Here is a 23,107-nt window from a genome sequence, read left to right as displayed (position 1 = left end):
ACCGGCTCGCTGTTGGATGCCGTCCACACCAAGGCGGCAAACCAAAACAAAAGGCAGCCGCAGCCGCATTCGTCCCGCATGAAAAACGCCTAGGGTCTGTCTGACTAAACGCGACTGAACTTAATTTGGATTGGGTGGTCGTAGGGCGATGAGCCGAACTGACCTTACCGAAAAGCAGTGGAGCAAACTTGAGCTCCATCTGCCACCCAACCCACATCATGGTCACGTCTCTATGTCGAGCATCGGCATGTGATCAATGGCATTCTATGGCGCCTGCGTACAGGCGCCCCTTGATGCGACATTTCCTCACGCTACGGTCCCTGGCAGACCTGTTATGACCGATTCGTCCGCTGGTCCCGGAATGGGACTTGGCAGCGTCTTCTGAAGGTGATGCAGGCTGCCGCTGACGAGGCTGGCCTGGTCGACTGGGATGGCGCAGCGCTCGACGCCAATCATAGGTCAGAAATGTCTATCGGAGTTGGGGGAAGTCCACATAGAGCCGGTAGGACGGCCCACCGAGGCAAGTGTGAGGTCGCCAGGCCTTGGCCCTCATCGACGATGATTTCATCACTCGAGCGGTGCGGGCCGTGCTCGCGTAGTTGTTTGGCTCTGACATACATGGCGGTGAGTCTGGCACCCTTTGAGGCGAGGCAAGTTGAAGCAGACACAGCCGACGGACAATGCCGATTCCAAAACAATGGAGGGTATATGCCGCACGTGTATGCGAATGTCAAGGAACTGGAAAAGAAAGACAAGCTGGGGAATGGGACTGTGTTGCCTTGGTTCAAAGTCTTACGGGTGTGGGCCATACGAGCACGTGGCGGCCAGGAGAGCGCGTGATGGACGCCAAGAATATTCCAGTCGGGACCGTTATCGCTACGTTTGAGGACGGCCGCTACCCAAACAGGTCAACAGGAAATCATGCGGCGCTGTTCCTTTATTTTGGACCGAAAAGCCTAAAGACCGGCAAGCCGTCGTATATTGCTGTTATGGATCAGTGGAGGTCCAAGCCAAAGATCAGTGCACGTAGTATCTGGCCAAGGGGCAAGTCTCACGCTGAAGGGGGGTGGGCTGATGATTCCGACAATGCTGAGACGTTCTACGTGGTTAGATGAGAAAGCTACTTCTTTGCGCGCTGTTCCCCAGCCTCGCATTCGCTGCCGAGCAATTTAGCTGCCCCGCACGATTCCCGAGCGAGGATATCGTTTTGGCGACACCAAAACCGAAAGCCAGCGAAGGGCGGATCCTAAGCGGAAGTCTCTTAGTCGGCGGTGGCATGGCCATCGGACCCACGGCGCTGCGCGGTGATCTTCGCGGACGCGACCGTGAGACCAAGGGTGGTTGGGAGAGCGAATACGCCTTCAATCGCAACGAAGAGCCGCCCGAGAAGTGGGCGTTCTGTAGTTACGCGGGGGGGGATTTGCGCTGGTACCGACGGGTTGCAGACGACGCTACGAAGTGCACGATTTCGGTCAAGCGTCGCAAGGGGCGGGACCAGGTAACCGTGCGCGTCGAGTGCAGTTAATGACGGACAGTCTAGATAAGCCAAGTGTCGTCATGAATTGAACAGGCTCTCCGCTACAGAGCACGGGGCAGAATCCCGCAGCAGCGCGCAGTGTTGTGCTCACTACAGCGCATGTTCGGCTCCGGGTCGGAAACAGGAACGGCCGAAGAGGCGGTCGAACATCAAAGTGAAGACATAGCTGGGCGGCTTGAGCAGCCGGCAGGCCACTTTTGAGGACATCTTCGACCATTCGACTCGAAGGATAAAGGTCAATCGGGCATTCTTATGGATGTTCATTCGGCTGGCTTCCTTGAGAACCGGGGGTTTGGCGATTTCCAGTTTCTCAAACCCAGTCCGAACGAACTAGAACAACCTATTGAAACATCACACCTAGCGCGGTAGTACGGAGCTCCCCATGAGGAATTCGTCGACCGCACGGGCGCACTGCCGGCCTTCACGGATGGCCCACACCACCAGCGACTGGCCGCGGCGCATGTCGCCGGCCGCGAACACCTTCGGCTTCGAGGTCTGGTAGGAGCGCTCCCCTTCCGTCGTGGCGCGGACGTTGCCGCGCGCATCCTTCTGCACCCCGAAGGCGTCCAGCACGGTCTGCACCGGCGACACGAAGCCCATGGCCAGGAACACCAGGTCGGCCTTCATGTCGAATTCCGAATCCGGCACTTCGCTCATCTTGCCGTCCTTCCACTCGACGCGGCAGGCCACCAGCTTGTCGACTTTGCCGCCCTTGCCTTCCAGGCGCTTGGTGGCCACCGCCCAGTCGCGCTGGCAGCCCTCTTCGTGCGAGGACGAGGTGCGCAGGCGGGTCGGCCAGTAGGGCCAGACCAGCGGCTTGTTCTCGTGCTCGGGCGGCATCGGCATCAGTTCGAACTGGGTGACAGACGCCGCGCCGTGGCGGTTCGAGGTGCCGACGCAATCGGAACCGGTATCGCCGCCGCCGATCACGACCACGTGTTTTCCGGTGGCCTTGATCTGGTCCTTCAGCTTGTCGCCGGCATTGACCCGGTTCTGCTGCGGCAGGAAGTCCATCGCGAAGTGCACGCCCTTCAGCTCGCGTCCCGGCACCAAGAGGTCGCGCGGCTGCTCGGCGCCGCCGGCCAGCACCACGGCGTCGAATTCCTGCTCCAGGTCTTCCGGGAAGATCGTATCGCGCGCCATGTTCGATACGCTGGCAGGGAAGTCCTTGCCAACCAGGACGCTGGTGCGGAAGGTCACGCCTTCTGCCTTCATCTGCTCCACACGACGGTCGATCAGGCCCTTTTCCATCTTGAAGTCGGGGATGCCGTAGCGCAGCAGGCCGCCGATGCGGTCGCTCTTCTCGAACACGGTGACCTCGTGGCCGACGCGCGCCAGCTGCTGGGCGGCGGCCAGGCCGGCCGGACCGGAGCCGATCACGGCGACCTTCTTGCCGGTCTTGCTGGCGGCCGGTTGCGGCACGATCCAGCCATGTTCCCAGCCGCTGTCGGCGATCTTGCGCTCGATCGACTTGATGCCGACCGGGTCGTCGTTGATGCCCAGCGTGCAGGCCGATTCGCAGGGGGCCGGGCAGATGCGGCCGGTGAACTCGGGGAAGTTATTGGTCGAGTGGAGGTTCTCGACGGCCGCGCGGTAGTTGCCGTGGTAGACCAGGTCGTTCCAGTCGGGGATCTGGTTGTTGACCGGGCAGCCCGTGTTACAGAACGGGATGCCGCAATCCATGCAGCGCGCGCCTTGCACCTTGGCCTGGCCATCGGTGAGGGTCAGCACGAATTCCTTGTAGTTCTTGACGCGTTCAGCTGGTTCGAGGTGCCCCTCTTCCTGCCGTTCGAATTCCATGAAGCCGGTAATTTTGCCCACGTTGTGTTCCTTCCTTCTCTTGCAGGTCTGCTCAGGCAGCCAGTTCGATCTTGTCGTTGGCTTCTTCCATGCTCGAGTTGTGCATCTCCTCGAGGGCGCGCTTGTAATCGGTCGGGAAGACCTTCACGAACTTGCCGCGGCTGTTGGCCCAGTCGTCCAGCAGGTTGCGCGCGCGGGTCGAACCCGTGTGCTTGAAGTGGCGCTCGATGAGGCGGCGCAGGATGGTTTCGTCCGACTCGCGCTCGCCGTTGCGGGTCTGGCTGTGCCAGCCGGCCTTGTCGTCCTGCTGGCGCGTGGACAGCACCGGTTCCAGGTTCACCATCGTGGTGTTGCACTTGCCGGCAAACTCGCCATTCGGGTCGTACACGAAGGCCACGCCACCCGACATGCCCGCCGCGAAGTTGCGGCCGGTCTCGCCCAGCACCACGACCGTCCCGCCGGTCATGTATTCGCAGCCATGGTCGCCGCAGCCTTCCACGACCGCCACCGCGCCCGAGTTACGCACCGCGAAACGCTCGCCGGCCACGCCATTGAAAAAGGCTTCACCGGAAATCGCACCATACAGCACGGTATTGCCGACGATGATGTTGTCCACCGCCCAGCCGCGGAATTCGGTGTTCGGCCGCACGATGATGCGCCCGCCCGACAGGCCCTTGCCGACGTAGTCGTTGCCCTCGCCGACCAGGTCGATCGTGATACCGGCCGCCAGGAAGGCCGCGGCCGACTGGCCGGCGGTGCCCTGCAGCTGGATGTGGATGGTGTCGTCGGGCAGGCCGGCATGGCCATAGCGCTTGGCCACTTCGCCCGACAGCATGGTCCCCACGGTGCGGTTCAGGTTCTTCACCGGCGAGATGAAGGAAACCCGCTCGCCCTTTTCCAGCGCGGCCTTGGCCTGGGCAATCAGCTTGTGGTCCAGGGCGCGGTCCAGGCCGTGGTCCTGAACGTCGGTGTGGAACAGCGCGCGCGGTGCGTCCAGCTTCGGCTGGTAGAAGATCCTGGAAAAATCCAGGCCCTGCGCCTTCCAGTGCTGGATCGCTTTCGCCTTGTCCAGCAGGTCGGTACGGCCGATCAGTTCGTCGTAGCTGCGGATGCCCAGCTGCGCCATGATCTGGCGCGCTTCCTCGGCCACGAAGAAGAAGTAGTTCACCACGTGTTCCGGTTTACCCTGGAACTTGGCGCGCAGCACCGGATCCTGGGTGGCCACGCCCACCGGGCAGGTATTCAGGTGGCACTTGCGCATCATGATGCAGCCTTCGACCACCAGCGGCGCGGTGGCGAAGCCGATTTCATCGGCGCCCAGCATGGCGGCGATGACGACATCGCGGCCGGTACGCATCTGGCCATCCGCCTGTACCCGGATACGGCTGCGCAGGCCATTCAGCACCAGGGTCTGCTGGGTCTCGGCCAGGCCCAGTTCCCAGGGCGTGCCGGCATGCTTCACCGAGGACAGCGGCGAGGCGCCGGTGCCGCCGTCGTGGCCCGCCACCACCACGTGGTCGGCCTTGGCTTTCGAGACGCCGGCGGCGACGGTGCCGATGCCCACTTCCGACACCAGTTTCACCGAGATCGAGGCGTGTGGATTCGCGTTCTTCAGGTCGTGGATCAGCTGCGCCAGGTCTTCGATCGAATAGATGTCGTGGTGCGGCGGCGGCGAGATCAGGCCCACGCCCGGCACCGAGAAGCGCAAGGACGCGATGTACTCGGACACCTTGTGGCCCGGCAGCTGGCCGCCCTCGCCCGGCTTGGCGCCCTGCGCCATCTTGATCTGGATCTGGTCGGCCGCGGCCAGGTATTCGGCCGTGACGCCAAAGCGGCCCGAGGCCACCTGCTTGATCTTCGAGCGCAGCGAATCGCCTTCTTCCAGCGGGATGTCGGCCATCACGCGTCCGGCGCCCAGCACCGAGGCCAGGGTCTCGCCCTTGCTGATTTTGATGCCCTTGAATTCGTTCAGGTAGCGCGCCGGGTCTTCGCCGCCCTCGCCGGTATTGCTCTTGCCGCCGATGCGGTTCATGGCGATGGCCAGCGTGGCGTGGGCCTCGGTGCTGATCGAGCCAAGCGACATCGCGCCGGTGGCGAAACGCTTGACGATCTCCTTGGCCGGCTCGACTTCTTCGAGCGGAATGGCTTTCGATGGATCGATCCTGAACTCGAACAGGCCGCGCAGGGTCAGGTGGCGGCGACTCTGGTCGTTGATGATCTGGGCGTATTCCTTGTAGGTGCCGTAGTTGTTGGCGCGCGTGGAATGCTGCAGTTTCGCGATCGCGTCCGGGGTCCACAGGTGGTCCTCGCCGCGCACGCGGAAGGCGTATTCGCCGCCGGTGTCGAGGGCATTGGCCAGCACCGGGTCGTTGCCGAAAGCCAGGCCATGCAGGCGCAGGGCTTCCTCGGCCACTTCGAACAGGCCGATGCCCTCCACCGTCGAGGAGGTGCCGCGGAAGTACTTGTCGACCAGCGACTTGTTCAAACCCACGGCCTCGAAGATCTGGGCGCCGCAATACGACATGTAGGTGGAAATGCCCATCTTCGACATCACCTTCATCAGGCCCTTGCCGACCGCCTTGGTGTAGTTGGTGATGGCCTTGTCGGCATCCATCTCGTGCGGCAGGTGCCGCGCCAGGTCGCTCAGCGTTTCCAGCGCCAGGTAGGGGTGCACGGCTTCCGCGCCGTAGCCGGCCAGCAGGGCGAAGTGGTGGGTCTCGCGCGCCGAACCGGTTTCCACCACCAGGCCGGTGGAGGCGCGCAGGCCGCGGCCGACCAGGTGCTGGTGGATCGTCGAGGTGGCCAGCAGCGCGGGAATCGCGACCTGTTCGCTGGACAGCCTGCGGTCCGAGACGATCAGGATGTTGTGGCCGGACTTCACCGCATCGACCGCTTCCGCGCACAGCGAGGCCAGGCTGGCTTCGATGCCTTCCTTGCCCCAGGCGACCGGGTAGCAGATGTTCAGCTCATACGACTTGAACTTGCCGCCGGTGTGCAGGCTGATCGCGCGCAGGCGGGCCATGTCGTCGAAGCCGAGGATGGGCTGCGACACTTCCAGGCGCATCGGCGGATTGACGTTGTTCGTGTCCAGCAGGTTGGGTTTTGGTCCGATGAAGGACACCAGCGACATCACCATGCTTTCGCGGATCGGGTCGATCGGCGGATTCGTCACTTGCGCAAACAATTGTTTAAAGTAGTTATACAAAGGTTTGAGCTTGTTCGACATCACCGCCAGCGGCGAATCGTTGCCCATCGAGCCGGTGGCTTCCTCGCCCAGCACGGCCATCGGCGCCATCAGGAACTTCAGGTCTTCCTGCGTGTAGCCGAAGGCTTGCTGGCGGTCGAGCAGTGCGATGGGCGCCTTTTCGCCTTGCGCATCCTGGGCGCGGTGCTGGGCCAGCTGGCTCTCGGACAGCTTGATCTCATTGAGCTTGATGCGCACCGACTTGATCCAGGCTTTATAGGGCTTGGCGTTCGAGTAGGTGTCCTTCAGTTCCTTGTCGTCGACGATGCGGCCGGCTTCCAGGTCGATCAGGAACATCTTGCCGGGCTGGAGGCGCCACTTCTTGACGATGCGCGATTCGGGGATCGGCAACACGCCGGATTCGGAGGCCATCACCACCAGGTCGTCCTCGGTGACGACGTAGCGCGCCGGGCGCAGGCCATTGCGGTCGAGGGTGCCGCCGATGTGGCGGCCGTCGGTGAAGGCCATGGCGGCGGGGCCGTCCCAGGGCTCCATCATCGCGGCGTGGTATTCGTAGAAGGCGCGGCGGTTGTCGTCCATCGCGGTGTGGTTTTCCCAGGCTTCCGGGATCATCATCATCATCGCCTGGGCGATCGGATAGCCCGCCATCACCAGCAGTTCGAGCGCATTGTCGAAGCAGGCGGTGTCGGACTGGCCTTCGTAAATCAGGGGGAACAGCTTGCCCAGGTCTTCGCCCAGCACGGCCGACTTCAGCATGCCTTCGCGCGCGCGGGTCCAGTTGAAGTTGCCCTTGACGGTGTTGATCTCGCCGTTGTGCGCGATCAGGCGATAGGGGTGGGCCAGCGGCCATTCCGGGAAGGTGTTGGTGGAGAAGCGCTGGTGCACCAGGGCCAGGGCGGAGATGCAGCGCGGGTCCTGCAGGTCCTTGTAGTAGACGCCCACCTGGTCGGCCAGCAGCAGGCCTTTATAGACGATGGTGCGGGCCGACATCGAGGGCACGAAGAACTCCTTGCCGTGCAGGAGTTTCAGCGCCTGGATCGCGTGGCCGGAGGATTTGCGGATCACGTAGAGTTTGCGTTCGAGCGCGTCGGTGACCATGATGTCGGGCCCACGGCCGATGAAGATCTGGCGGATCACCGGTTCCTTGGCCTTTACAAAAGGCGACATCGGCATGGCCTCGTCGACCGGCACGTTGCGCCAGCCGAGCACCACCTGTCCTTCGATGCGCACGGCGCGCTCGATCTCCTGTTCGCAGGCGATGCGCGAAGCGTGTTCCTTCGGCAGGAACACCATGCCGACGCCATATTCTCCGGGCGGCGGCAGCTCCACCCCCTGCCTGGCCATCTCGTCGCGGAAATACTGGTCGGGGATCTGGATCAGGATGCCGGCACCGTCGCCCATCAGCGGGTCGGCACCGACCGCGCCGCGGTGGTCGAGGTTCTTCAGGATCTGCAGGCCCTGCTCGATGATGGAATGGCTTTTGTTGCCCTTGATATGGGCGATGAAACCGACGCCGCAGGCATCGTGCTCATTGGCTGGATCGTACAAACCTTGGGCAATCATGAGGCAATCTCCACAACTTTTCGGGGGTCGAAAATCGAGAATAGTGCAATGCAACACAATCAGCAACAAGAACAATTAGGGTCAGAGTCAAATTGTTTGATAACTTCTTGATTCTTTATTTAATTAGGGACAGAGTAAACCAGCGTGTGCAGCCATGCTCCCGTTCACCTATAAGACGTTGATTTAAAAATAAAAATTTGCATTCCTTAGACCTGTTCCGCGTAAAAAAACGGCACGCATGGCGTGCCGTTTGATGACTTTCATCCTTGGGTGCGAATTATGTACTCGGCAGCGGCGGAATTGGTTCCCGGAATGGACGTCCACGCTTGGCCGGCAGGATCTGGCGCTTGGTCTTGCGCTCGAGTTCCGCCTTGAAAGCGTCCGAACCAAGGGGCTGGTTCTTCAGGACGGCCGTGGTCACGAAGTCGACTTCATCCTGTGGGATGCCCTGCATGACCAGTTCCGAATACGCCGCTTCACGCTGGAAGGGAGTGTTGCCCATGCCCCAGTACAGGAGATGATCGGTGATCAGCCCGTCGGTGCGCATGCCGGTATGGTGGGCATAGCTGGACCAGGGGTAATCGAGGGGAGCGGCCACCAGACCGGCGCGCACCGGGTTGAGCTCGATATACCGGCTGCAAGCCAGGAAATAGCTGTCCGTATCGATCAGCGAGGTGCGGAAGCGCCCTTCGAACAGGCCGCCCGTGCGTGCGTACTTGTGGTTGAACCAGGGAACATAAAAGCGCCCGACCTTCTGCATCATGAGCGCCAGGCCGAGCTTGTCGGATGGCGTCGCCAGCAGGTGGATGTGGTTGGGCATCAGCACATAGGCGTGGATCGCCACCTGGTAGAAGCGCGCCGCTTCCTTGAGCCAGGCGAGAAAACGCTGGTAATCCACCTCTTCCCGGAAGATGGGCTGGCGGTTGTTGCCACGCTGGATAAGGTGGTGTGGCTGCTGCGGAATGACGAGTCGGGGGAGGCGTGCCATGGCGTGCTCAAAAGTTGAGCAGGCATTTTAGCCGAGAAGTTTTACTCTGTCCCTCATTAACCTCAAACTTCGGGAGAATGCTGTCGACTGTGTCCCCAATTAAGAAGATGCATGCCATGCATGCCCCGCTGGGAAGTATACTGAGCAATTGCTCAATAATTCGACACTGACCCCAATCTATTTCGGATCAATTGCTCGGTAATTGCACTCTGACCCTCTTTGAATCGGAGGGCATCTTGGGAAATTGTCTGGAAATTCGACTCTGACCCCGAGGGGTCAGGAGAGGGTGAAGCCGGCGGAAAGGCTGTAGCCTTCGCCGTAGGCGCTGCGCAGGGGGAGGTCCTGGCCGAGGCCGGAGCGGGCCTTCTTGCGCAGGCGGTACACCAGCATGTCGACCCGGCGGCTGGCATCCGGGTCCTCGCCGCCCATGCCGGCGACGATCACCTGGCGCGGGACCGGACGGGTGTTGATGGTCAGGAGGTGCAGGAAGTTGCACTCCTTTTCGGTCAGGTCGATCATCTTGCCACCCAGCTCCAGCTGGCGCGCGCTCACGCGCAGCGTCCACTTGCTTGGCGCCGGCGCCGGATCGGCGGGGCGCACGCGGCGGTCCAGGGCTTCGATGTGGGCCGCCAGTTCAGGGAACTTGATCGGCTTGGTCAGGTAATGGTCGGCGCCCAGGCGCAAGCCCAGGATGCGGTGGTCGAACGCGACCCGCCCGGTCAGCACCAAGAGGCCGATCTCGGGATACAGCTGGCGCATCCGCGGAATGACATTGAAGCCGTCTTCATCCGGCAGGCCGAGGTCGAGTACGACAACCGCTGCCGGGGTGCGCGTCAGCGCCGCCCACATCTCGCTCGCGGTCTTGGCAATCGTGACGTCATGATCGAGCTCCCTCAGGAACTCCGCCATGTCGTCGGCATATTCGCCATTGTCTTCAACAATCAGTATCTGCGTCATGGATTGGCCATGTTAATGATCGGTCCGATTATCACTGCTGGGCGGAGATGAGGCAAGTTGTTGTTGTCCGCCCATATGCTGTGCGGGCAGCCAGAGCCGGAACTCGGCACCCTGCTTTCCGTCCCGCTCGCCCAGGCGCAACATGCCACCATGGACATCGACGATCGAATGCGCCATGTACAGCCCGAGTCCACTGCCCGGCAGGCCGACCGCATTGCTGCCGCGGTAGCCCTTGTCGAAGATGTGCGCCGCATCCTGCGCCGGTACGCCGGCGCCTTCGTCGCGCACAGTGAATTCAACGCCGCTGCCGCTGCGCCGCACGCCAAGTGCGACCGGCGTGCCGGCCGGCGAGAACAACAGTGCATTGTCGACCAGGACCTTCAGCGCCAGCCGCAGCCCTTCGGGCTCGCCGCGCAGCGCCGCCGCATTCTCGTCGCCGTCCACCTCGACCACGGCCTCGCGTCCGGCAGCGCGTAGCTGCTGCACGCCCGCTTCCAGCAGCTCGCGCGCGACGATCGTGTTCGGCTGGCGCAGCTTGCCGATCGCCGCCATCCGGTCCGGCGACAGGTATTCGTCCAGCATCGCGATCAGGCGGTCCACCGCGACCGCGATCTTGCGGTAGCGCTGCCGCACCGCTTCGTCGGCGCCGTGCGCGGTCGCCTCCAGGCGCTGGATCGCGCCGTCGATGGTCGCCAGCGGCGTGCGGAATTCGTGGTTCAGCAGGCTCGCGAAGCGGCGCTGGTCGGCCAGGTGGGCGCGCTGCGGCGACAGGTCGCGCAACAGGGCCAGCAGCGTGCTGCTGCCATCGTCGTTCTGGACGACCCTGGTGATCACCTGCAGCCCGAGCGGATGGCCGTGCGCGTTGCGCACCTCGACTTCCTGCACCAGGCGTTCACCCGGCGCCCCTGCCGCGCCCGCCGCGAGCTGCCGGCCGAGCGCACCCAGCGCTTCCTGTGCGCCGCCACCGGCCAGCACTGCCTGCAAGGCGGCGCCATCGGCGCCCAGTAGCGTGGAAAAGCCCGGGCTCAAGTAGCGCAGCGTGCAATCCGGCAGGTCGATGCGGACGGCGATGTCGCCGCCGAGTTCGGCAAGTAGTCGGAAATGGTCAGCAGCGCCAGGGCGATCGGAGCTGGCCGCAATGGTGGGATCGGCAGCCGGGCGTGGAGTCATCTGGACTTTCTGTTAGCGGTCAAACAATGAGAGTTGCCAGGAGTATATCGTTGATGCCGCCCTCTTGTATAGTGACGCCTGGCGCGGCGGCATGCGGACCGATGAAAATTGCGCCATACGGCGCCCAGTTGGTGGATAATTCGCGTCTATGAACGATACCGCTACCCTCCCCCCACTCCCGGACCGGCTCTCGATCGACCCGAGCAGCCCTTTTCATGACCGCGATGTCTTCCAGCGCGACATTGGCATCCGCTTCAACGACAAGGATCGCCACGACGTGGAAGAGTATTGCATCAGCGAAGGCTGGATCAAGGTTGCCGCCGGCCGCACGCTCGACCGCAAGGGCAAGCCGATGCTGATCAAGCTGAAAGGCAAGGTCGAGGCGTTCTACAAGTAAGACGCTTCAAAACAAAAGGCGGCTGGTGCAAACCAGCCGCCTTTTTCACGTCCTTCTACTGGCGCGTGCCTATTCTTCCAGCGGCGCGAAGATCGCCTGCAGGTCTTCCTGCGTCAGTGCCATCTTCTGCGATTCGCCTTCGGCCAGGATCGACTGCGCCAGCTCCGACTTCTTCTGCTGCAGCAGCTGGATCTTTTCTTCCAGCGTGCCCTTGGCAATCAGTTTATAGACGAACACGGGTTTATCCTGCCCGATGCGCCAGGCGCGGTCGGTGGCCTGGTTCTCGGCCGCCGGATTCCACCATGGGTCATAGTGGATCACGGTATCGGCCGCGGTCAGGTTCAGGCCGACGCCGCCCGCCTTCAGGCTGATCAGGAAGATCGGCACCGCGCCCTGCTGGAACGCGGCGACCTGCGCCGAGCGGTCGCGCGTCTCGCCGGTGAGCAGCGCATAATGGATGCCGCGCGCGGCGAGCTCCTCTTCGATCAGGAACAGCATGCTGGTGAACTGCGAGAACACCAGGATCTTGCGGCCTTCGCCCAGCAGGTCTTCGACCATCTGCATCAGGTCGGCCAGCTTGGCCGATACCGGCTGCGCATTCTTCTTGGCCGGCATCGCCTTCACCAGGCGCGGGTCGCAGCACACCTGGCGCAGTTTCAGCAGCGCTTCGAGGATCACGATCTGGCTGCGCGCCACGCCCTTGCGGTCGATCTCGTCGCGCACCTTCTTGTCCATCGCCAGGCGCACCGTCTCGTACAGGTCGCGCTGCGGACCGGAGAGCTCGATGCGGCGTACCATCTCGGTCTTTTCCGGCAGCTCCTTGGCCACGTTGTCCTTCGTGCGGCGCAGCAGGAAGGGCTTGATGCGGCGGTTGAGCAGGGTGCGCCGCACTGTGTCGTCCTGGCGCTCGATCGGGTGGCGGAACTGGTTGTTGAAGCTCTTCTCGTCGCCCAGCAGGCCAGGCATCAGGAAGTGGAATTGCGACCACAGCTCGCCCAGGTGGTTTTCCAGCGGCGTGCCGGACAGGCACAGGCGATGGTTGGCATTGAGCGAACCGGCCGTCTGCGCCGCCTTCGAGCGGGTGTTCTTGATGTAGTGCGATTCGTCCAGGATCACCAGGTGATAGTGGTGCTCGCGCAGCTTTTCCTCGTCGCGCGGCAGCAGCGCATAGGTGGTCAGCACGATGTCGGCCTGCGCGATCTGGTCGAACAGGTCCATGCGCTCCTTGCCCTGCAGGAGCAGCACCTTCAGGCTGGGCGCGAAGCGCGCGGCTTCGTCGAACCAGTTGGTCATCAGGCTGGTCGGGGCGATCACCAGCGCCGGGCTGGTCAGGCGCCCTGCTTCCTTCTCGGTGAGGATGTGCGCCAGGGTCTGCACGGTCTTGCCGAGGCCCATGTCGTCGGCCAGGATGCCGCCCAGGTCGTACTCGCGCAGGAACTGCATCCACGACAGGCCGTCGAGCTGGTAGTCGCGCAGTGTTGCCTGAAGTCCTGCCGGCGCCTCGACCTTCTTCACCGAGCCGAACTGGCTCAGCTTGCGGCCGGTCTCGCGCAGGCGCTCGCCGCCGGTCCAGCGCAGCTCGAGGCCGCGCGCCAGGTCTTCCAGGCGCGCCGCGTCCAGGGTCGACAGGCGCAGGCGGTTCTTGATCTTGTCGTTGAAGTACAGCTCACCCAGGGTGGCGAGGATGGGCTTGACGCGGGCCCAGGGCAGCGCCACGCGCACGCCATCCGGCAGGGTGGCCAGCATCTGGTCCTGCCCCTCGTGCGCGGCCAGCACGGCCGGATCGAATTCGAGCGGTGCGCTGCGGATCAGCTGCACCAGCACCGGCAGCAGCGGCACGCGCTTGCGCGCCACCACGATGCCCAGTTCCAGCTCGAACCAGGCGTTGCCCGCCTCTTCCGGCTCGTCGATGTCGGCATACCAGTCTTCGACCGGGATCACGTCGTAGCGGTACTTGGCCGACTTCTGCACGTGCCAGCCGGCGTCGGACAGGGCGTCCAGGTCGGCTTCGGCAAAGCGCAGCCAGTGCGCCTGGCTGTCCAGCACCAGGGCGCCGGCCATCGCGTTGAAGGGGGCGCTGGCCGGCTTGCGAAAGCCCATCTCGTTGAGGGCGTTGAGCGCCGCGGCTTCAGCTTTCGGATCGCGTTCGATGACCTCGGTGATGTCGCCGATCTGGCGCACCACGCGCTGGGCCGGATCGAAGGAGACGCGCTGGCCGTCGTAGTCGTAGGCCAGCACGGCGAAGTCGTGCCAGCGCGGGCTGCCGCCATCGGACATCTGCACGGAATCGAGCAGCAGGTGCGGTATCGGTTTGACGTCGTTGCGCAGGCGCTGGGTCAGCGGCTGCGGCAGCGGCATCAAGGTCTGCAGGCCGTGCGCCAGCAGCAGCTGCGACACGCGTTTCTTGTCGGTGCCGGACAGCGCCGGCGCCTGCGCCACCAGCGCCTGCAATTCGGCCAGCGAGATGTCGACCCCGCCGCGATTGAGTTCGAGCGGACCGATCGACAGGTTGTCGATGTACCAGGGCGGATCGGTCGGCAGCATGTAGTCGATCAGGTCGGCCCCGCTGTGGGTGGCGCCCTTGGCCGGTTCCACCGACCATCCAAGCTTGGCCACGCGGCCCTCGTCGCGCCAGGCCAGGCTGGCCAGGCGGGTCGGGCCGGCCTGCAGCGGATAGACCAGGCCACCGGCCATGTCGGACCACGAGTTCGCCCACAGCAGCTTGCCCTGCTCGAGCAGCATCTGGAGCAGGATGGCGCCCACTTTCCCTTTCGGTTCGGTGGCACTGGTGCCCTGGGCCGAGCCGCTGCGCATGGCGATGAAGAAGCGCACCAGGTCGACGTCCTCGCCTTCCAGGTAGGCGGGCGGCGCGGAGAGCAGCGAGAACACTTCGCTCACCGGACTGGCGGCGGCGACCTCGCCGTTCGGACGCAGGCGCGCCTTGCACAGGCAGATGGCGACGTGGCGCCCGCCGCTGGTCGGGGCCATCACGTAGACGAACTTGTACTGCACGGCCTTCGGATCGGCGATCTCGTCGCTCAGTTTCGGCTGCGGGTGGGCAGCCGCTTCGACCCTTTGCAGCCAGCTCACCACCGGTGCGGGCAGGGCGGGAGCGCGTGCGGGAACGCGGGCGACGGCGGGTGCCTGCGCGGGTGCCAGCGCGGATGCGTCGGCGGCGTTCTCGCGGTGATCATCGACTGTGTGCATGGGTCTTGTGACTCGTATCAAAAACGACAATAAATACCATTATCCTTCATACGAGCGCTTCTGTTTTGTTCGGAATCGCACGTAGCAGGCAAAACTTGCAGGAGGCGCCGCGATGCGCGCGCGCAGCCGACTGTTCTCGCATGTTCAGGTGCGGCTGTCAAGACTGGCGTATCGTCCGCGTTTGCGTATCATTGTTCGCTTGACCTTTTTGCGATCGCCTGATTCACGCACCATGCTGCCCTCCATCGAACAACGCCTCGCCCTCGAACTGTCCGCCAAACCGGCCCAGGTGGCCGCCGCCGTCGCCCTGCTCGACGAAGGCGCCACCGTCCCCTTCATTGCGCGCTACCGCAAGGAAGCCACCGGAGGCCTGGACGACATCCAGCTACGCCTGCTCGAAGAGCGCCTGCGCTACCTGCGCGAGCTCGAGGACCGGCGCGCCGCGATCATCGCCTCGGTCACGGAGCAGAACAAGATGACACCGGCGCTGCTCGACGCGTTGACCCACGCCGAGGACAAGACCCGCCTCGAAGACCTGTACCTGCCCTACAAGCAGAAGCGCCGCACCAAGGCGCAGATCGCGATCGAAGCGGGCCTGGCGCCACTGGCCGAGGCCTTGCTGGACGATCCAGCGCTGAACCCGGAAGAAACCGCCGCCAGCTACCTGCGCGAGGCCTTCACCAACGCCGATGGCGGCGCCAATCCGGGCGTGCCCGATACCAAGGCGGCGCTGGACGGCGCGCGCCAGATCCTGATGGAGCGCTTCGCAGAGGACGCCAGCCTGCTGCAGTCGCTGCGCGAATACGTGCAGGAGCACGGCGTGGTCGAGTCGAAGGTGGTGGCAGGCCAGGAAGACGCGGGCGAGAAATTCGCCGACTACTTCGACTATTCCGAAACCCTGTCCACGATTCCTTCGCACCGCGCGCTGGCCTTGATGCGCGGGCGCCGCGAGGGCGTGCTGGACGTCGTCCTGCGCCTCGATTCGGAGCCCGAGAAGCCGAAGTGGGACGCGCCGCACAATCCCTGCGAGAGCCGCATCTGCGCCGCCTTCGGCATCAAGGCGCAAGGCCGTCCGGCCGACAAGTGGCTGCTTGATACCGCGCGCTGGACCTGGCGCGTGAAGACCTCGGTCTACATCGAGACCGAGCTGATGGGCGCACTGCGCGAGAAGGCGGAAAGCGATGCGATCAACGTCTTCGCGCGCAACCTGAAGGCCCTGCTGCTGGCGGCGCCGGCCGGCCCGCGCGCCACCATGGGCCTGGACCCGGGCCTGCGCACCGGCGTCAAGGTGGCGGTGGTCGATGCCACCGGCAAGGTGGTCGATACCGCCACCGTCTACCCGCACCAGCCGCGCAACGACTGGGACGGCGCCCTGCACGTGCTGGGCCAGCTGGCGGCGAAGCACCATGTTTCCCTGGTCTCGATCGGCAATGGCACCGCCTCGCGCGAGACCGATAGGCTGGCCGCGGACCTGATCAAGCAGAATCAAGAGCTCAAGCTCCAGAAGATCGTCGTCTCGGAAGCCGGCGCCTCGGTGTACTCGGCCTCCGAATTCGCCTCGCGCGAGCTGCCGGAACTGGACGTCTCGCTGCGCGGCGCGGTCTCGATCGCGCGCCGCCTGCAGGACCCGCTGGCGGAACTGGTCAAGATCGATCCGAAGTCGATCGGCGTCGGCCAGTACCAGCACGACGTGTCGCAGACCCAGCTCGCGCGCTCGCTCGACGCCGTGGTCGAGGACTGCGTGAACGCGGTCGGCGTGGACGTGAACACGGCATCAAGCGCGCTGCTGGCGCGCGTCTCGGGTTTATCCGGCAGCGTGGCGCAGAGCATCGTGCACTACCGCGACATGCAGGGCGCATTCGCCTCGCGCGCGGCGCTGAAGAAGGTGCCGCGCCTGGGCGACAAGACCTTCGAGCAGGCGGCCGGCTTCCTGCGCGTGATGAACGGCGAGAACCCGCTCGACGCCTCGGCGGTCCATCCGGAATCCTATCCTGTGGTCGAGAAGATCCTCGGTGATATCAAGCGCGACATGCAGGCGGTGATCGGCGACAGCGCCCTGATCAAGTCGCTGAATCCGGCCAAGTATGCCGATGAAAAATTCGGCGTGCCGACCGTGACCGACATCCTGAAGGAACTGGAAAAGCCGGGCCGCGACCCGCGTCCGGAATTCACCACCGCCACCTTCAAGGAAGGCGTGGAAGAGATCGCGGACCTGCGCCCGGACATGATCCTGGAAGGCGTGGTGACCAATGTCGCCGCCTTCGGCGCCTTTGTCGACATCGGGGTGCACCAGGATGGCCTGGTGCACATCTCGGCCCTGTCGAACAGCTTCGTGAAGGACCCGCACACGGTGGTGAAGGCCGGCCAGGTGGTCAAGGTCAAGGTGCTGGAAGTGGACCCCAAGCGCAAGCGCATCGCGCTCACCATGCGCCTGGGCGACAGCGCGCCGCAGCCGGGCGCACGTCCGGAACAGCGCGGCGACCGCAACGACAGCAAGCGCCTTGCCCAGCACCAGCGCCAGGAACGCCCGGCGCCGGCCGCCGGCGGCGCGATGGCGGCCGCTTTCGCCAAACTGAAAAAGTAATGGCGGCGGGCGTCGCGCGGCCCGCGCTCCCGGTCTGCCTTGGCCGCCAGCCCGTCAGCGGCTGTGCTTGAGGAACAGGCCGACCATGTACACGCTCAGGAAGCCGAAACCGATCATCAGCATGCGTGCTTGCGGCATGGCCGGGCGGCCGGTCTTGCGCATGGTGAGGGCGTCGCGCAGCAGCAGCAGCGCGTAGCCGAGCGCCGCCGCGCCGCAGATGATTTCGCCCACGCCGCCGCGCAGGATGCCGCCGGCGAGGTTGATGACGCCGGGGATCCCGAGCAGGGCGGCGATGAGCAGGTTGATGCCGGCGGAAGGGCCGCGGCGCGGTGGCTGTTGCATGGTTCAGGCCTGGAGTCGATGGAAAACCGCGCGATCATACCGCAGTCGCGCGCCGGCGATGCCAGGTGAAGGGGCTCAGGCTGCGATGCGCAGGGCGATGGCGCCCACCTTCACCATGAAGCACAGGCAGAACAGGCCGAAGCAGGCATAGCCGACCAAAGTCGTGCGGCTCGATCCGAGGTCGGCGCGGCGCTGGCGCCAGGCCTGCACCGCGCAATACAGCAGGAAGCCGCCCGCCAGCAGCTGGGCCGCGCCGAGCATCCGGTCTTCCGGGGGCTGGTCGGCGCCGGGCAGCAGCACGTCGTACAGCCCGGGCAGCGTGAACAGGGCCGCCATGATCCACAGCAGCGGCGTTGGCATGGACGCAAAACCTCGGTAGGTGCTCATGGCGGCTCCAGTCTTGGATGGCGTGCGACCATCATAGCGGCATTTTCGGCGGCGAAAACACGTGGATTGTCACATCCGGCCGCGGCTGCATGCCTGCCCTGCCGAATTCTTATAGAATGTCGGCATCCAACCATTCCCACTGAAGGCACACACATGAGCGACGTTCAAACCTGGATCAAAGAGACCGTGACCAACACCCCGGTGGTGCTGTTCATGAAGGGAACCGCCCAGTTCCCGCAATGCGGCTTCTCGGGCCGCGCCATCCAGATCCTGAAAGCCTGCGGCGTCGATAACATCGCCACCGTCAACGTGCTGGAGGACGCCGAAGTCCGCCAGGGCATCAAGGATTACTCGAACTGGCCGACCATCCCGCAGCTGTACGTGCGCGGCGAATTCATCGGCGGCTCGGACATCATGAACGAAATGTACGAATCGGGCGAACTGCAGTCCCTGCTGAAGAACGGCTGATCCATGACCGCCCGGCCGCGCGGTGAGGACCGGCGCCGCATCGTCGTCGCCATCACCGGCGCGACCGGCGCGGTCTATGGCGTGCAGCTGCTGCGGCGCCTGCATGCGATGCCCGGCGTCGAGACCCACCTGGTGGTGTCGGACGCCGCCTCCCTCACCCTGCACCAGGAACTCGGCCTGCAGCGGCGCGACGCCGAAGCGCTGGCCGACGTCGTCCACCGCAACCGCGACATCGGCGCCTCGATCGCCAGCGGCTCCTACCAGACCGACGGCATGGTGATCGCGCCCTGTTCCATGAAGACCCTGGCGGCGGTCGCGCACGGACTGTCGGACAACCTGGTCACGCGCGCCGCGGACGTGATGCTGAAGGAGAGACGCAGGCTGGTGCTGATGGTGCGCGAGACGCCGTTCAACCTGGCCCACCTGCGCAACATGACGGCCGTGACGGAAATGGGCGGCATCGTGTTCCCGCCCCTGCCGAGTTTCTACCAGCGGCCGGCGACGATCGAAGAAATGGTGGAACATACGGTCGACCGTGCGCTCGACCTGCTGGGACTCGACAATGCCCATGCTCCCCGATGGGCCGGGATGAAGGATACGGCCCACGGCCGGGACGGCTGATCCGCCCCGTATCCGCCTCAGCGCTTGTCGCCGTCGAACATCGGATCGTCGGCCTTCTTCGCCTCGCGTGCTTCCTCGATCATCCGCCGCCGGGCATTCCGTTGTCGCATCACCTCGGCATGGCGCGCCGCCGTCATCGGCGGGGCGGTCATCAGTTCCTTGAGCTGGGCGGTGTTGGCGTAGTTGTTTCGCATACGGCGGCTGCTCCTCGATGAGTCCGTGACCCTGTGGCAGCGGACCCGCTTGCCACAGGCTGATTATGACCCAGCTCCAGCCGTTTGTGCGCCCTCAGGCGTACGAAAAGTGCAACTGCGAAACTATTTTTGCTCGGGCTTCTGGTGGTTCATGCGCACCAGCATGCGGATGAACTCGCGGGCCAGCTGGCGGTGGTGGTCATCCAGGCGCTGCAGGTCCGCGATCAGCTTGACGTCGGCCGATTCGAAGCGGGCGCCCTGGCTGCTTTCGCCGCCGTTCGCCTGCTCGACACCGCCAAAGCGCAGCCAGTCGGCCGGCACGCCCAGCCACTGCGCGATCATGCGCAGCTTCTCCTGGGTCGGGATGGCTTCTCCGACCAGCCACTTGCGGGCGGCGTGGACGGTGATCGGGCGGCCTTCGAAACGGATGTTGAATTCCCTGGCCAGGCGGGTCGGGCTATCGGGCGAGTAGTGGGCGTTCTTCAGCGCCTGCTGCAGGCGCTCACTGAAGCTCTCCCGTTCATTTGTCGAATTCATTGTACTTACGATTCATGTCAGATGGCCGGCTCCGGACTGCTGAGCACCGGCAACGGACAATCATACCCTTAAAAAGTAACAAAGATGTGATTATTTAATAGAATTTCCATGCTAAAAGCCCATGAAATTCCGCTCTCATTCCCCATTTGGGGTATGAAAATATATCTTATTGGAAAGAATATGTCATATGCCACGTGATTGTGGCATTGATTTCGATAATTTCTCAGGCGCGCTGGACGCGCACCACGCCATCGGCGCCACGGCTGCGGCGCAGCAGGCCTTCGTGCCACAACTTGTGCAGGTGGGCCAGTGCCTCGCCCAGGGCAAAGCTGAGCTGGTGGGCGTCGAGCTGGCGGCGGAACATCAGGGGCACGATGTCCACCGCCGACATCGGCGTGGCGCAGGCGACCAGGACCTCGGCCAGGCGCGCCGCATGGTGCTCGCGCAACTGACGGATCCGGGTATGCAGGCCGCGGAAGGGCTTGCCGTGCGAAGGCAGCACGAGCGTGTCTTCGGGCAAGTTTGTGAATTTCTCCAGCGACTCAAGGTAGAGCGCCAGCGGATTGCCTTCCGGCTCGACCGCAAACACGGAGACATTGGTCGATATGCGCGGCAAGACCATGTCGCCGGAAATCAGCACGCCCAGAGCCTGCGCATACAGCGCGGCGTGCTCGGGCGAATGGCCGAAACCGGTGATCACCCGCCACTGCACACCGCCGACATGGACCAGGTCGCCATCACGCAGGCGGGTGTAGGCTTCGGGCACGGCCGGCACCAGGGAAGGATAGTAGTTCTTGCGGCTGCGCATCTGCGCGAGCATGGTCGGATCGACCAGGCCATGGCGCTCGAAATGCGGGATGGCCGATGGACCGTCGACGCCCGGCAGGGCTGCCGCCATCATGCGGGCAAAGGCGAACTCGCCGGCTGTGGTCCAGAATGGCGCAGCCGAGCCGGTGCCCACGCGCTCGCCCAGCCAGCCGGACAGGCCGACGTGGTCTGGATGGCAATGGGTGGCGAAGATGCGCAGCAGCGGCGCGCCGTCCAGGCCGTGAGCGAGCACTTGCTCCCATGCCGCGCGCGTGGCGTCGGTGGCGGCGCCGCAGTCGACCACGCTCCAGCCAGCCAGCCCCTCCTGTTCGTCGCGCAGCAGCCACAGGTTGATGTGGTCGAGCGCGAACGGCAGCGGCATGCGGATCCAGGCCAGGCCGGGCGCCAGTTCCTGCACGCTGCCCGGCAGGGGAATGGTGTCGCCAAAGGGATAGTGCAGCTGGGCTTCGAGCGGATTCATGGAAAACTTTCGTGTTCGTCGACAAGCGGTCGCGCTACAATGCATTAACGTTAACGTAAACGGAAATGCGCAACCGGGATTGTAAGCCATTTGCGCATGCCGCTTTCCTGTCCAGGTTTTCTACCCTAGCACCATGGTTACCTACACCATCGCCGAACTGGCCCGCGAATTCGACATCACGGCCCGCGCCATCCGCTTCTACGAAGACCAGGGGCTGCTCAGCCCCAAGCGCGAAGGCGTGGGCGGGCGCAACCGCGTCTACACCCCGCGCGACCGCACCCGCCTGAAGCTGACCCTGCGCGGCAAGCGCCTCGGCCTGACTCTGTCGGAAATCAAGAGCATTGTCGACATGTATGAATCGCCGCGCGACACGGTGGCCCAGATCGACCGCTTCCTCGGCGTGCTCGCCCACCAGCGCGTGACGCTGGAGCAGCAGCGCGCCGACATCGAGATGGCGCTCGAAGAAATCTCGGCCCATGAGGAAGAATGCCGCCGCCTGCTGGCCGACAACAGCGCGCGCCAGGACGCGGCCTGAGCGAACGGAGCAGCAGCAGGCTCCGCTTTTTTTGCCCTTTGGTTGACGTTTACGTTAACGTAAGAGGCGAGTATCATGCACTTTTCATTCCCGCTCAACCACCGTTCACGTGAGGACGACCATGCTGCATCTCCCAGGCCTGACCTTTGACCATGGCGAAGACATCGCCGCGCTGCGCGAAGCCGTACAACAGTTCGCCCAAAGCGAGATCGCACCGCGCGCCGCGGAGATCGACCGCACCGACCAGTTCCCGATGGACCTGTGGAAGAAGATGGGCGAACTCGGCCTGCTGGGCATCACCGTGGGCGAGGAATACGGCGGCGCCAACATGGGCTACCTGGCGCACATCGTCGCCATGGAAGAAATTTCGCGCGCCTCGGCTTCGGTCGGCCTGTCCTACGGCGCCCACTCGAACCTGTGCGTCAACCAGATCAAGCGCAACGGCAACGAAGAGCAGAAGCGCAAGTACCTGCCGAAGCTGATCTCGGGCGAGCACGTGGGCGCGCTGGCCATGTCCGAGCCGAACGCCGGTTCCGACGTCGTCAGCATGAAGCTCAAGGCCGAATTGCGCGGCGACCGTTATGTGCTGAACGGCACCAAGATGTGGATCACCAACGGTCCGGACGCCGACACCCTGGTGGTGTACGCCAAGACCGACCTCGAAGCCGGCCCGCGCGGCATGACCGCCTTCCTGATCGAAAAAGGTTTCAAAGGCTTCTCGATCGCCCAGAAGCTCGACAAGCTGGGCATGCGCGGCTCGCACACCGGCGAGCTGGTGTTCCAGGATTGCGAAGTGCCGGTCGAGAACGTGCTGGGCGGCGTCGGCAAGGGCGTCAACGTGCTGATGTCGGGCCTGGACTTCGAGCGCACCGTACTGTCTGGCGGTCCGCTGGGCATCATGTCGGCCTGCATGGATTCGGTGGTGCCGTACATCCACGAGCGCAAGCAGTTCGGCCAGGCGATCGGCGAGTTCCAGCTCATGCAGGGCAAGATCGCCGACATGTACTCCACCATGATGGCCTGCCGCGCCTACGTCTACGCCGTGGGCCAGGCTTGCGACCGCGCGACTTCGCCGGAACAGGTGCGCGCCCTGCGCAAGGACGCCGCCGGCGCCATCCTGTACAGCGCCGAGAAGGCGACCTGGATGGCTGGCGAGGCAATCCAGACCCTGGGTGGCAATGGCTACATCAACGAGTATCCGGTCGGCCGCCTGTGGCGCGATGCGAAGCTCTATGAGATCGGCGCCGGCACCAGCGAGATCCGCCGCATGCTGATCGGCCGCGAGCTGTTTGGCGAGACGATGTAATGTAGGGTGGGTGGATGCTCC

The 23,107-nt window shown here is 64.1% G+C and carries 20 protein-coding genes; 8 read left to right on the top strand and 12 right to left on the bottom strand.

What is annotated here, in order from left to right; translation table 11 throughout:
- The first annotated feature begins 680 nt into the window (after nucleotides 1–680).
- The gene (locus tag LCI23_RS14235; RefSeq protein ID WP_224947105.1) at nucleotides 681–1,115 is read left to right on the top strand and encodes a BPSL0067 family protein; all 435 of its coding nucleotides are present in this window, start codon (nucleotides 681–683) and stop codon (nucleotides 1,113–1,115) included.
- Nucleotides 1,112–1,525, top strand: a complete 414-nt coding sequence (locus tag LCI23_RS20690) for an STY0301 family protein (protein ID WP_374041174.1) — start codon at nucleotides 1,112–1,114, stop codon at nucleotides 1,523–1,525. The genes LCI23_RS14235 and LCI23_RS20690 overlap by 4 nt, the downstream gene beginning before the upstream one ends.
- A gap of 102 nt (nucleotides 1,526–1,627) precedes the next feature.
- Here LCI23_RS20690 and LCI23_RS14230 read toward each other — a convergent pair whose 3' ends face one another.
- The 6 genes from LCI23_RS14230 to LCI23_RS14205 all read right to left on the bottom strand — a co-directional run bounded on the left by LCI23_RS14230 (nucleotide 1,628) and on the right by LCI23_RS14205 (nucleotide 11,220).
- Entirely contained in the window at nucleotides 1,628–1,801 is a 174-nt protein-coding gene (locus LCI23_RS14230) for a hypothetical protein (protein ID WP_224947104.1), read from the bottom strand.
- A 93-nt stretch (nucleotides 1,802–1,894) separates the two neighbouring features.
- Nucleotides 1,895–3,358, bottom strand: a complete 1,464-nt coding sequence (locus LCI23_RS14225) for a glutamate synthase subunit beta (protein WP_224947103.1) — start codon at nucleotides 3,356–3,358, stop codon at nucleotides 1,895–1,897.
- A gap of 31 nt (nucleotides 3,359–3,389) precedes the next feature.
- Nucleotides 3,390–8,105, bottom strand: a complete 4,716-nt coding sequence (locus LCI23_RS14220; protein WP_224947102.1) for a glutamate synthase-related protein — start codon at nucleotides 8,103–8,105, stop codon at nucleotides 3,390–3,392.
- Nucleotides 8,106–8,382: 277 nt separating this feature from the next.
- Nucleotides 8,383–9,093, bottom strand: a complete 711-nt coding sequence (locus LCI23_RS14215; RefSeq protein ID WP_224947101.1) for a transposase — start codon at nucleotides 9,091–9,093, stop codon at nucleotides 8,383–8,385.
- Nucleotides 9,094–9,369: 276 nt separating this feature from the next.
- Nucleotides 9,370–10,050: a response regulator transcription factor gene (locus LCI23_RS14210; protein ID WP_224947100.1), complete on the bottom strand. Its 681-nt coding sequence runs from the start codon at nucleotides 10,048–10,050 to the stop codon at nucleotides 9,370–9,372.
- Nucleotides 10,051–10,062: 12 nt separating this feature from the next.
- Nucleotides 10,063–11,220: a sensor histidine kinase KdpD gene (locus tag LCI23_RS14205; protein ID WP_224947099.1), complete on the bottom strand. Its 1,158-nt coding sequence runs from the start codon at nucleotides 11,218–11,220 to the stop codon at nucleotides 10,063–10,065.
- 148 nt (nucleotides 11,221–11,368) lie between these two features.
- On the opposite strand from LCI23_RS14205, the gene LCI23_RS14200 reads away from it, so the two are divergent.
- Nucleotides 11,369–11,617, top strand: coding sequence for a DUF3297 family protein (locus LCI23_RS14200; RefSeq protein ID WP_224947098.1), 249 nt, complete (start codon nucleotides 11,369–11,371; stop codon nucleotides 11,615–11,617).
- 69 nt (nucleotides 11,618–11,686) lie between these two features.
- On the opposite strand, the gene LCI23_RS14195 is transcribed toward LCI23_RS14200, so the two are convergent.
- Nucleotides 11,687–14,824 carry a DEAD/DEAH box helicase gene (locus tag LCI23_RS14195; RefSeq protein WP_224947097.1) on the bottom strand — a complete coding sequence of 1,046 codons (3,138 nt, stop codon included), beginning with the start codon at nucleotides 14,822–14,824 and terminating at the stop codon, nucleotides 11,687–11,689.
- A gap of 232 nt (nucleotides 14,825–15,056) precedes the next feature.
- On the opposite strand from LCI23_RS14195, the gene LCI23_RS14190 reads away from it, so the two are divergent.
- Nucleotides 15,057–17,408, top strand: a complete 2,352-nt coding sequence (locus LCI23_RS14190) for a Tex family protein (protein ID WP_224947096.1) — start codon at nucleotides 15,057–15,059, stop codon at nucleotides 17,406–17,408.
- Nucleotides 17,409–17,462: 54 nt separating this feature from the next.
- Here LCI23_RS14190 and LCI23_RS14185 read toward each other — a convergent pair whose 3' ends face one another.
- The gene (locus LCI23_RS14185) at nucleotides 17,463–17,750 is read right to left on the bottom strand and encodes a hypothetical protein (protein WP_224947095.1); all 288 of its coding nucleotides are present in this window, start codon (nucleotides 17,748–17,750) and stop codon (nucleotides 17,463–17,465) included.
- A 75-nt stretch (nucleotides 17,751–17,825) separates the two neighbouring features.
- On the bottom strand, nucleotides 17,826–18,137 hold the full coding sequence (locus tag LCI23_RS14180; protein ID WP_224947094.1) for a hypothetical protein: 312 nt from the start codon (nucleotides 18,135–18,137) through the stop codon (nucleotides 17,826–17,828).
- Nucleotides 18,138–18,290: 153 nt separating this feature from the next.
- Here LCI23_RS14180 and grxD point away from each other — a divergent pair, with 153 nt between their 5' ends.
- Nucleotides 18,291–18,605, top strand: coding sequence for a Grx4 family monothiol glutaredoxin (gene grxD, locus LCI23_RS14175; RefSeq protein ID WP_224947093.1), 315 nt, complete (start codon nucleotides 18,291–18,293; stop codon nucleotides 18,603–18,605).
- Between the two features lie 3 nt (nucleotides 18,606–18,608).
- Nucleotides 18,609–19,226: a UbiX family flavin prenyltransferase gene (locus tag LCI23_RS14170; RefSeq protein WP_224947092.1), complete on the top strand. Its 618-nt coding sequence runs from the start codon at nucleotides 18,609–18,611 to the stop codon at nucleotides 19,224–19,226.
- A 17-nt stretch (nucleotides 19,227–19,243) separates the two neighbouring features.
- Here the strand turns inward: LCI23_RS14170 and LCI23_RS14165 are convergent, their stop codons facing one another.
- The 3 genes from LCI23_RS14165 to LCI23_RS14155 all read right to left on the bottom strand — a co-directional run bounded on the left by LCI23_RS14165 (nucleotide 19,244) and on the right by LCI23_RS14155 (nucleotide 21,245).
- On the bottom strand, nucleotides 19,244–19,420 hold the full coding sequence (locus tag LCI23_RS14165; RefSeq protein WP_224947091.1) for a hypothetical protein: 177 nt from the start codon (nucleotides 19,418–19,420) through the stop codon (nucleotides 19,244–19,246).
- A 123-nt stretch (nucleotides 19,421–19,543) separates the two neighbouring features.
- Complete coding sequence (locus tag LCI23_RS14160) at nucleotides 19,544–19,957, bottom strand: hypothetical protein (protein WP_224947090.1); 414 nt, start codon at nucleotides 19,955–19,957, stop codon at nucleotides 19,544–19,546.
- A 223-nt stretch (nucleotides 19,958–20,180) separates the two neighbouring features.
- Entirely contained in the window at nucleotides 20,181–21,245 is a 1,065-nt protein-coding gene (locus tag LCI23_RS14155) for an MBL fold metallo-hydrolase (protein ID WP_224947089.1), read from the bottom strand.
- Between the two features lie 133 nt (nucleotides 21,246–21,378).
- Here LCI23_RS14155 and LCI23_RS14150 point away from each other — a divergent pair, with 133 nt between their 5' ends.
- On the top strand, nucleotides 21,379–21,780 hold the full coding sequence (locus tag LCI23_RS14150) for a MerR family DNA-binding transcriptional regulator (protein ID WP_224947088.1): 402 nt from the start codon (nucleotides 21,379–21,381) through the stop codon (nucleotides 21,778–21,780).
- Nucleotides 21,781–21,901: 121 nt separating this feature from the next.
- Nucleotides 21,902–23,086: an isovaleryl-CoA dehydrogenase gene (locus LCI23_RS14145; protein WP_224947087.1), complete on the top strand. Its 1,185-nt coding sequence runs from the start codon at nucleotides 21,902–21,904 to the stop codon at nucleotides 23,084–23,086.
- The last annotated feature ends 21 nt before the right edge of the window (nucleotides 23,087–23,107 follow it).

Origin of the sequence: Massilia sp. MS-15 (assembly GCF_020176695.1) — a bacterium.
Taxonomy (GTDB): domain Bacteria; phylum Pseudomonadota; class Gammaproteobacteria; order Burkholderiales; family Burkholderiaceae_D; genus Telluria; species Telluria hydrophila.
This window is presented reverse-complemented; position numbering and strand designations above follow the sequence as displayed.

Bases quoted from the DNA above. Each gene is read 5' to 3' on its own strand.
- LCI23_RS14165 (WP_224947091.1), bottom strand. From the start codon at position 19,420: ATGCGAAACAACTACGCCAACACCGCCCAGCTCAAGGAACTGATGACC.
- LCI23_RS14210 (WP_224947100.1), bottom strand. From the start codon at position 10,050: ATGACGCAGATACTGATTGTTGAAGACAATGGCGAATATGCCGACGAC.
- LCI23_RS14145 (WP_224947087.1), top strand. From the start codon at position 21,902: ATGCTGCATCTCCCAGGCCTGACCTTTGACCATGGCGAAGACATCGCC.
- LCI23_RS14185 (WP_224947095.1), bottom strand. From the start codon at position 17,750: ATGCAACAGCCACCGCGCCGCGGCCCTTCCGCCGGCATCAACCTGCTC.
- LCI23_RS20690 (WP_374041174.1), top strand. From the start codon at position 1,112: ATGAGAAAGCTACTTCTTTGCGCGCTGTTCCCCAGCCTCGCATTCGCT.
- LCI23_RS14200 (WP_224947098.1), top strand. From the start codon at position 11,369: ATGAACGATACCGCTACCCTCCCCCCACTCCCGGACCGGCTCTCGATC.
- LCI23_RS14235 (WP_224947105.1), top strand. From the start codon at position 681: ATGCCGATTCCAAAACAATGGAGGGTATATGCCGCACGTGTATGCGAA.
- LCI23_RS14215 (WP_224947101.1), bottom strand. From the start codon at position 9,093: ATGGCACGCCTCCCCCGACTCGTCATTCCGCAGCAGCCACACCACCTT.
- LCI23_RS14220 (WP_224947102.1), bottom strand. From the start codon at position 8,105: ATGATTGCCCAAGGTTTGTACGATCCAGCCAATGAGCACGATGCCTGC.
- LCI23_RS14170 (WP_224947092.1), top strand. From the start codon at position 18,609: ATGACCGCCCGGCCGCGCGGTGAGGACCGGCGCCGCATCGTCGTCGCC.
- LCI23_RS14195 (WP_224947097.1), bottom strand. From the start codon at position 14,824: ATGCACACAGTCGATGATCACCGCGAGAACGCCGCCGACGCATCCGCG.
- LCI23_RS14190 (WP_224947096.1), top strand. From the start codon at position 15,057: ATGCTGCCCTCCATCGAACAACGCCTCGCCCTCGAACTGTCCGCCAAA.
- LCI23_RS14150 (WP_224947088.1), top strand. From the start codon at position 21,379: ATGGTTACCTACACCATCGCCGAACTGGCCCGCGAATTCGACATCACG.
- grxD (WP_224947093.1), top strand. From the start codon at position 18,291: ATGAGCGACGTTCAAACCTGGATCAAAGAGACCGTGACCAACACCCCG.
- LCI23_RS14230 (WP_224947104.1), bottom strand. From the start codon at position 1,801: ATGAACATCCATAAGAATGCCCGATTGACCTTTATCCTTCGAGTCGAA.
- LCI23_RS14205 (WP_224947099.1), bottom strand. From the start codon at position 11,220: ATGACTCCACGCCCGGCTGCCGATCCCACCATTGCGGCCAGCTCCGAT.
- LCI23_RS14180 (WP_224947094.1), bottom strand. From the start codon at position 18,137: ATGAGCACCTACCGAGGTTTTGCGTCCATGCCAACGCCGCTGCTGTGG.
- LCI23_RS14155 (WP_224947089.1), bottom strand. From the start codon at position 21,245: ATGAATCCGCTCGAAGCCCAGCTGCACTATCCCTTTGGCGACACCATT.
- LCI23_RS14160 (WP_224947090.1), bottom strand. From the start codon at position 19,957: ATGAATTCGACAAATGAACGGGAGAGCTTCAGTGAGCGCCTGCAGCAG.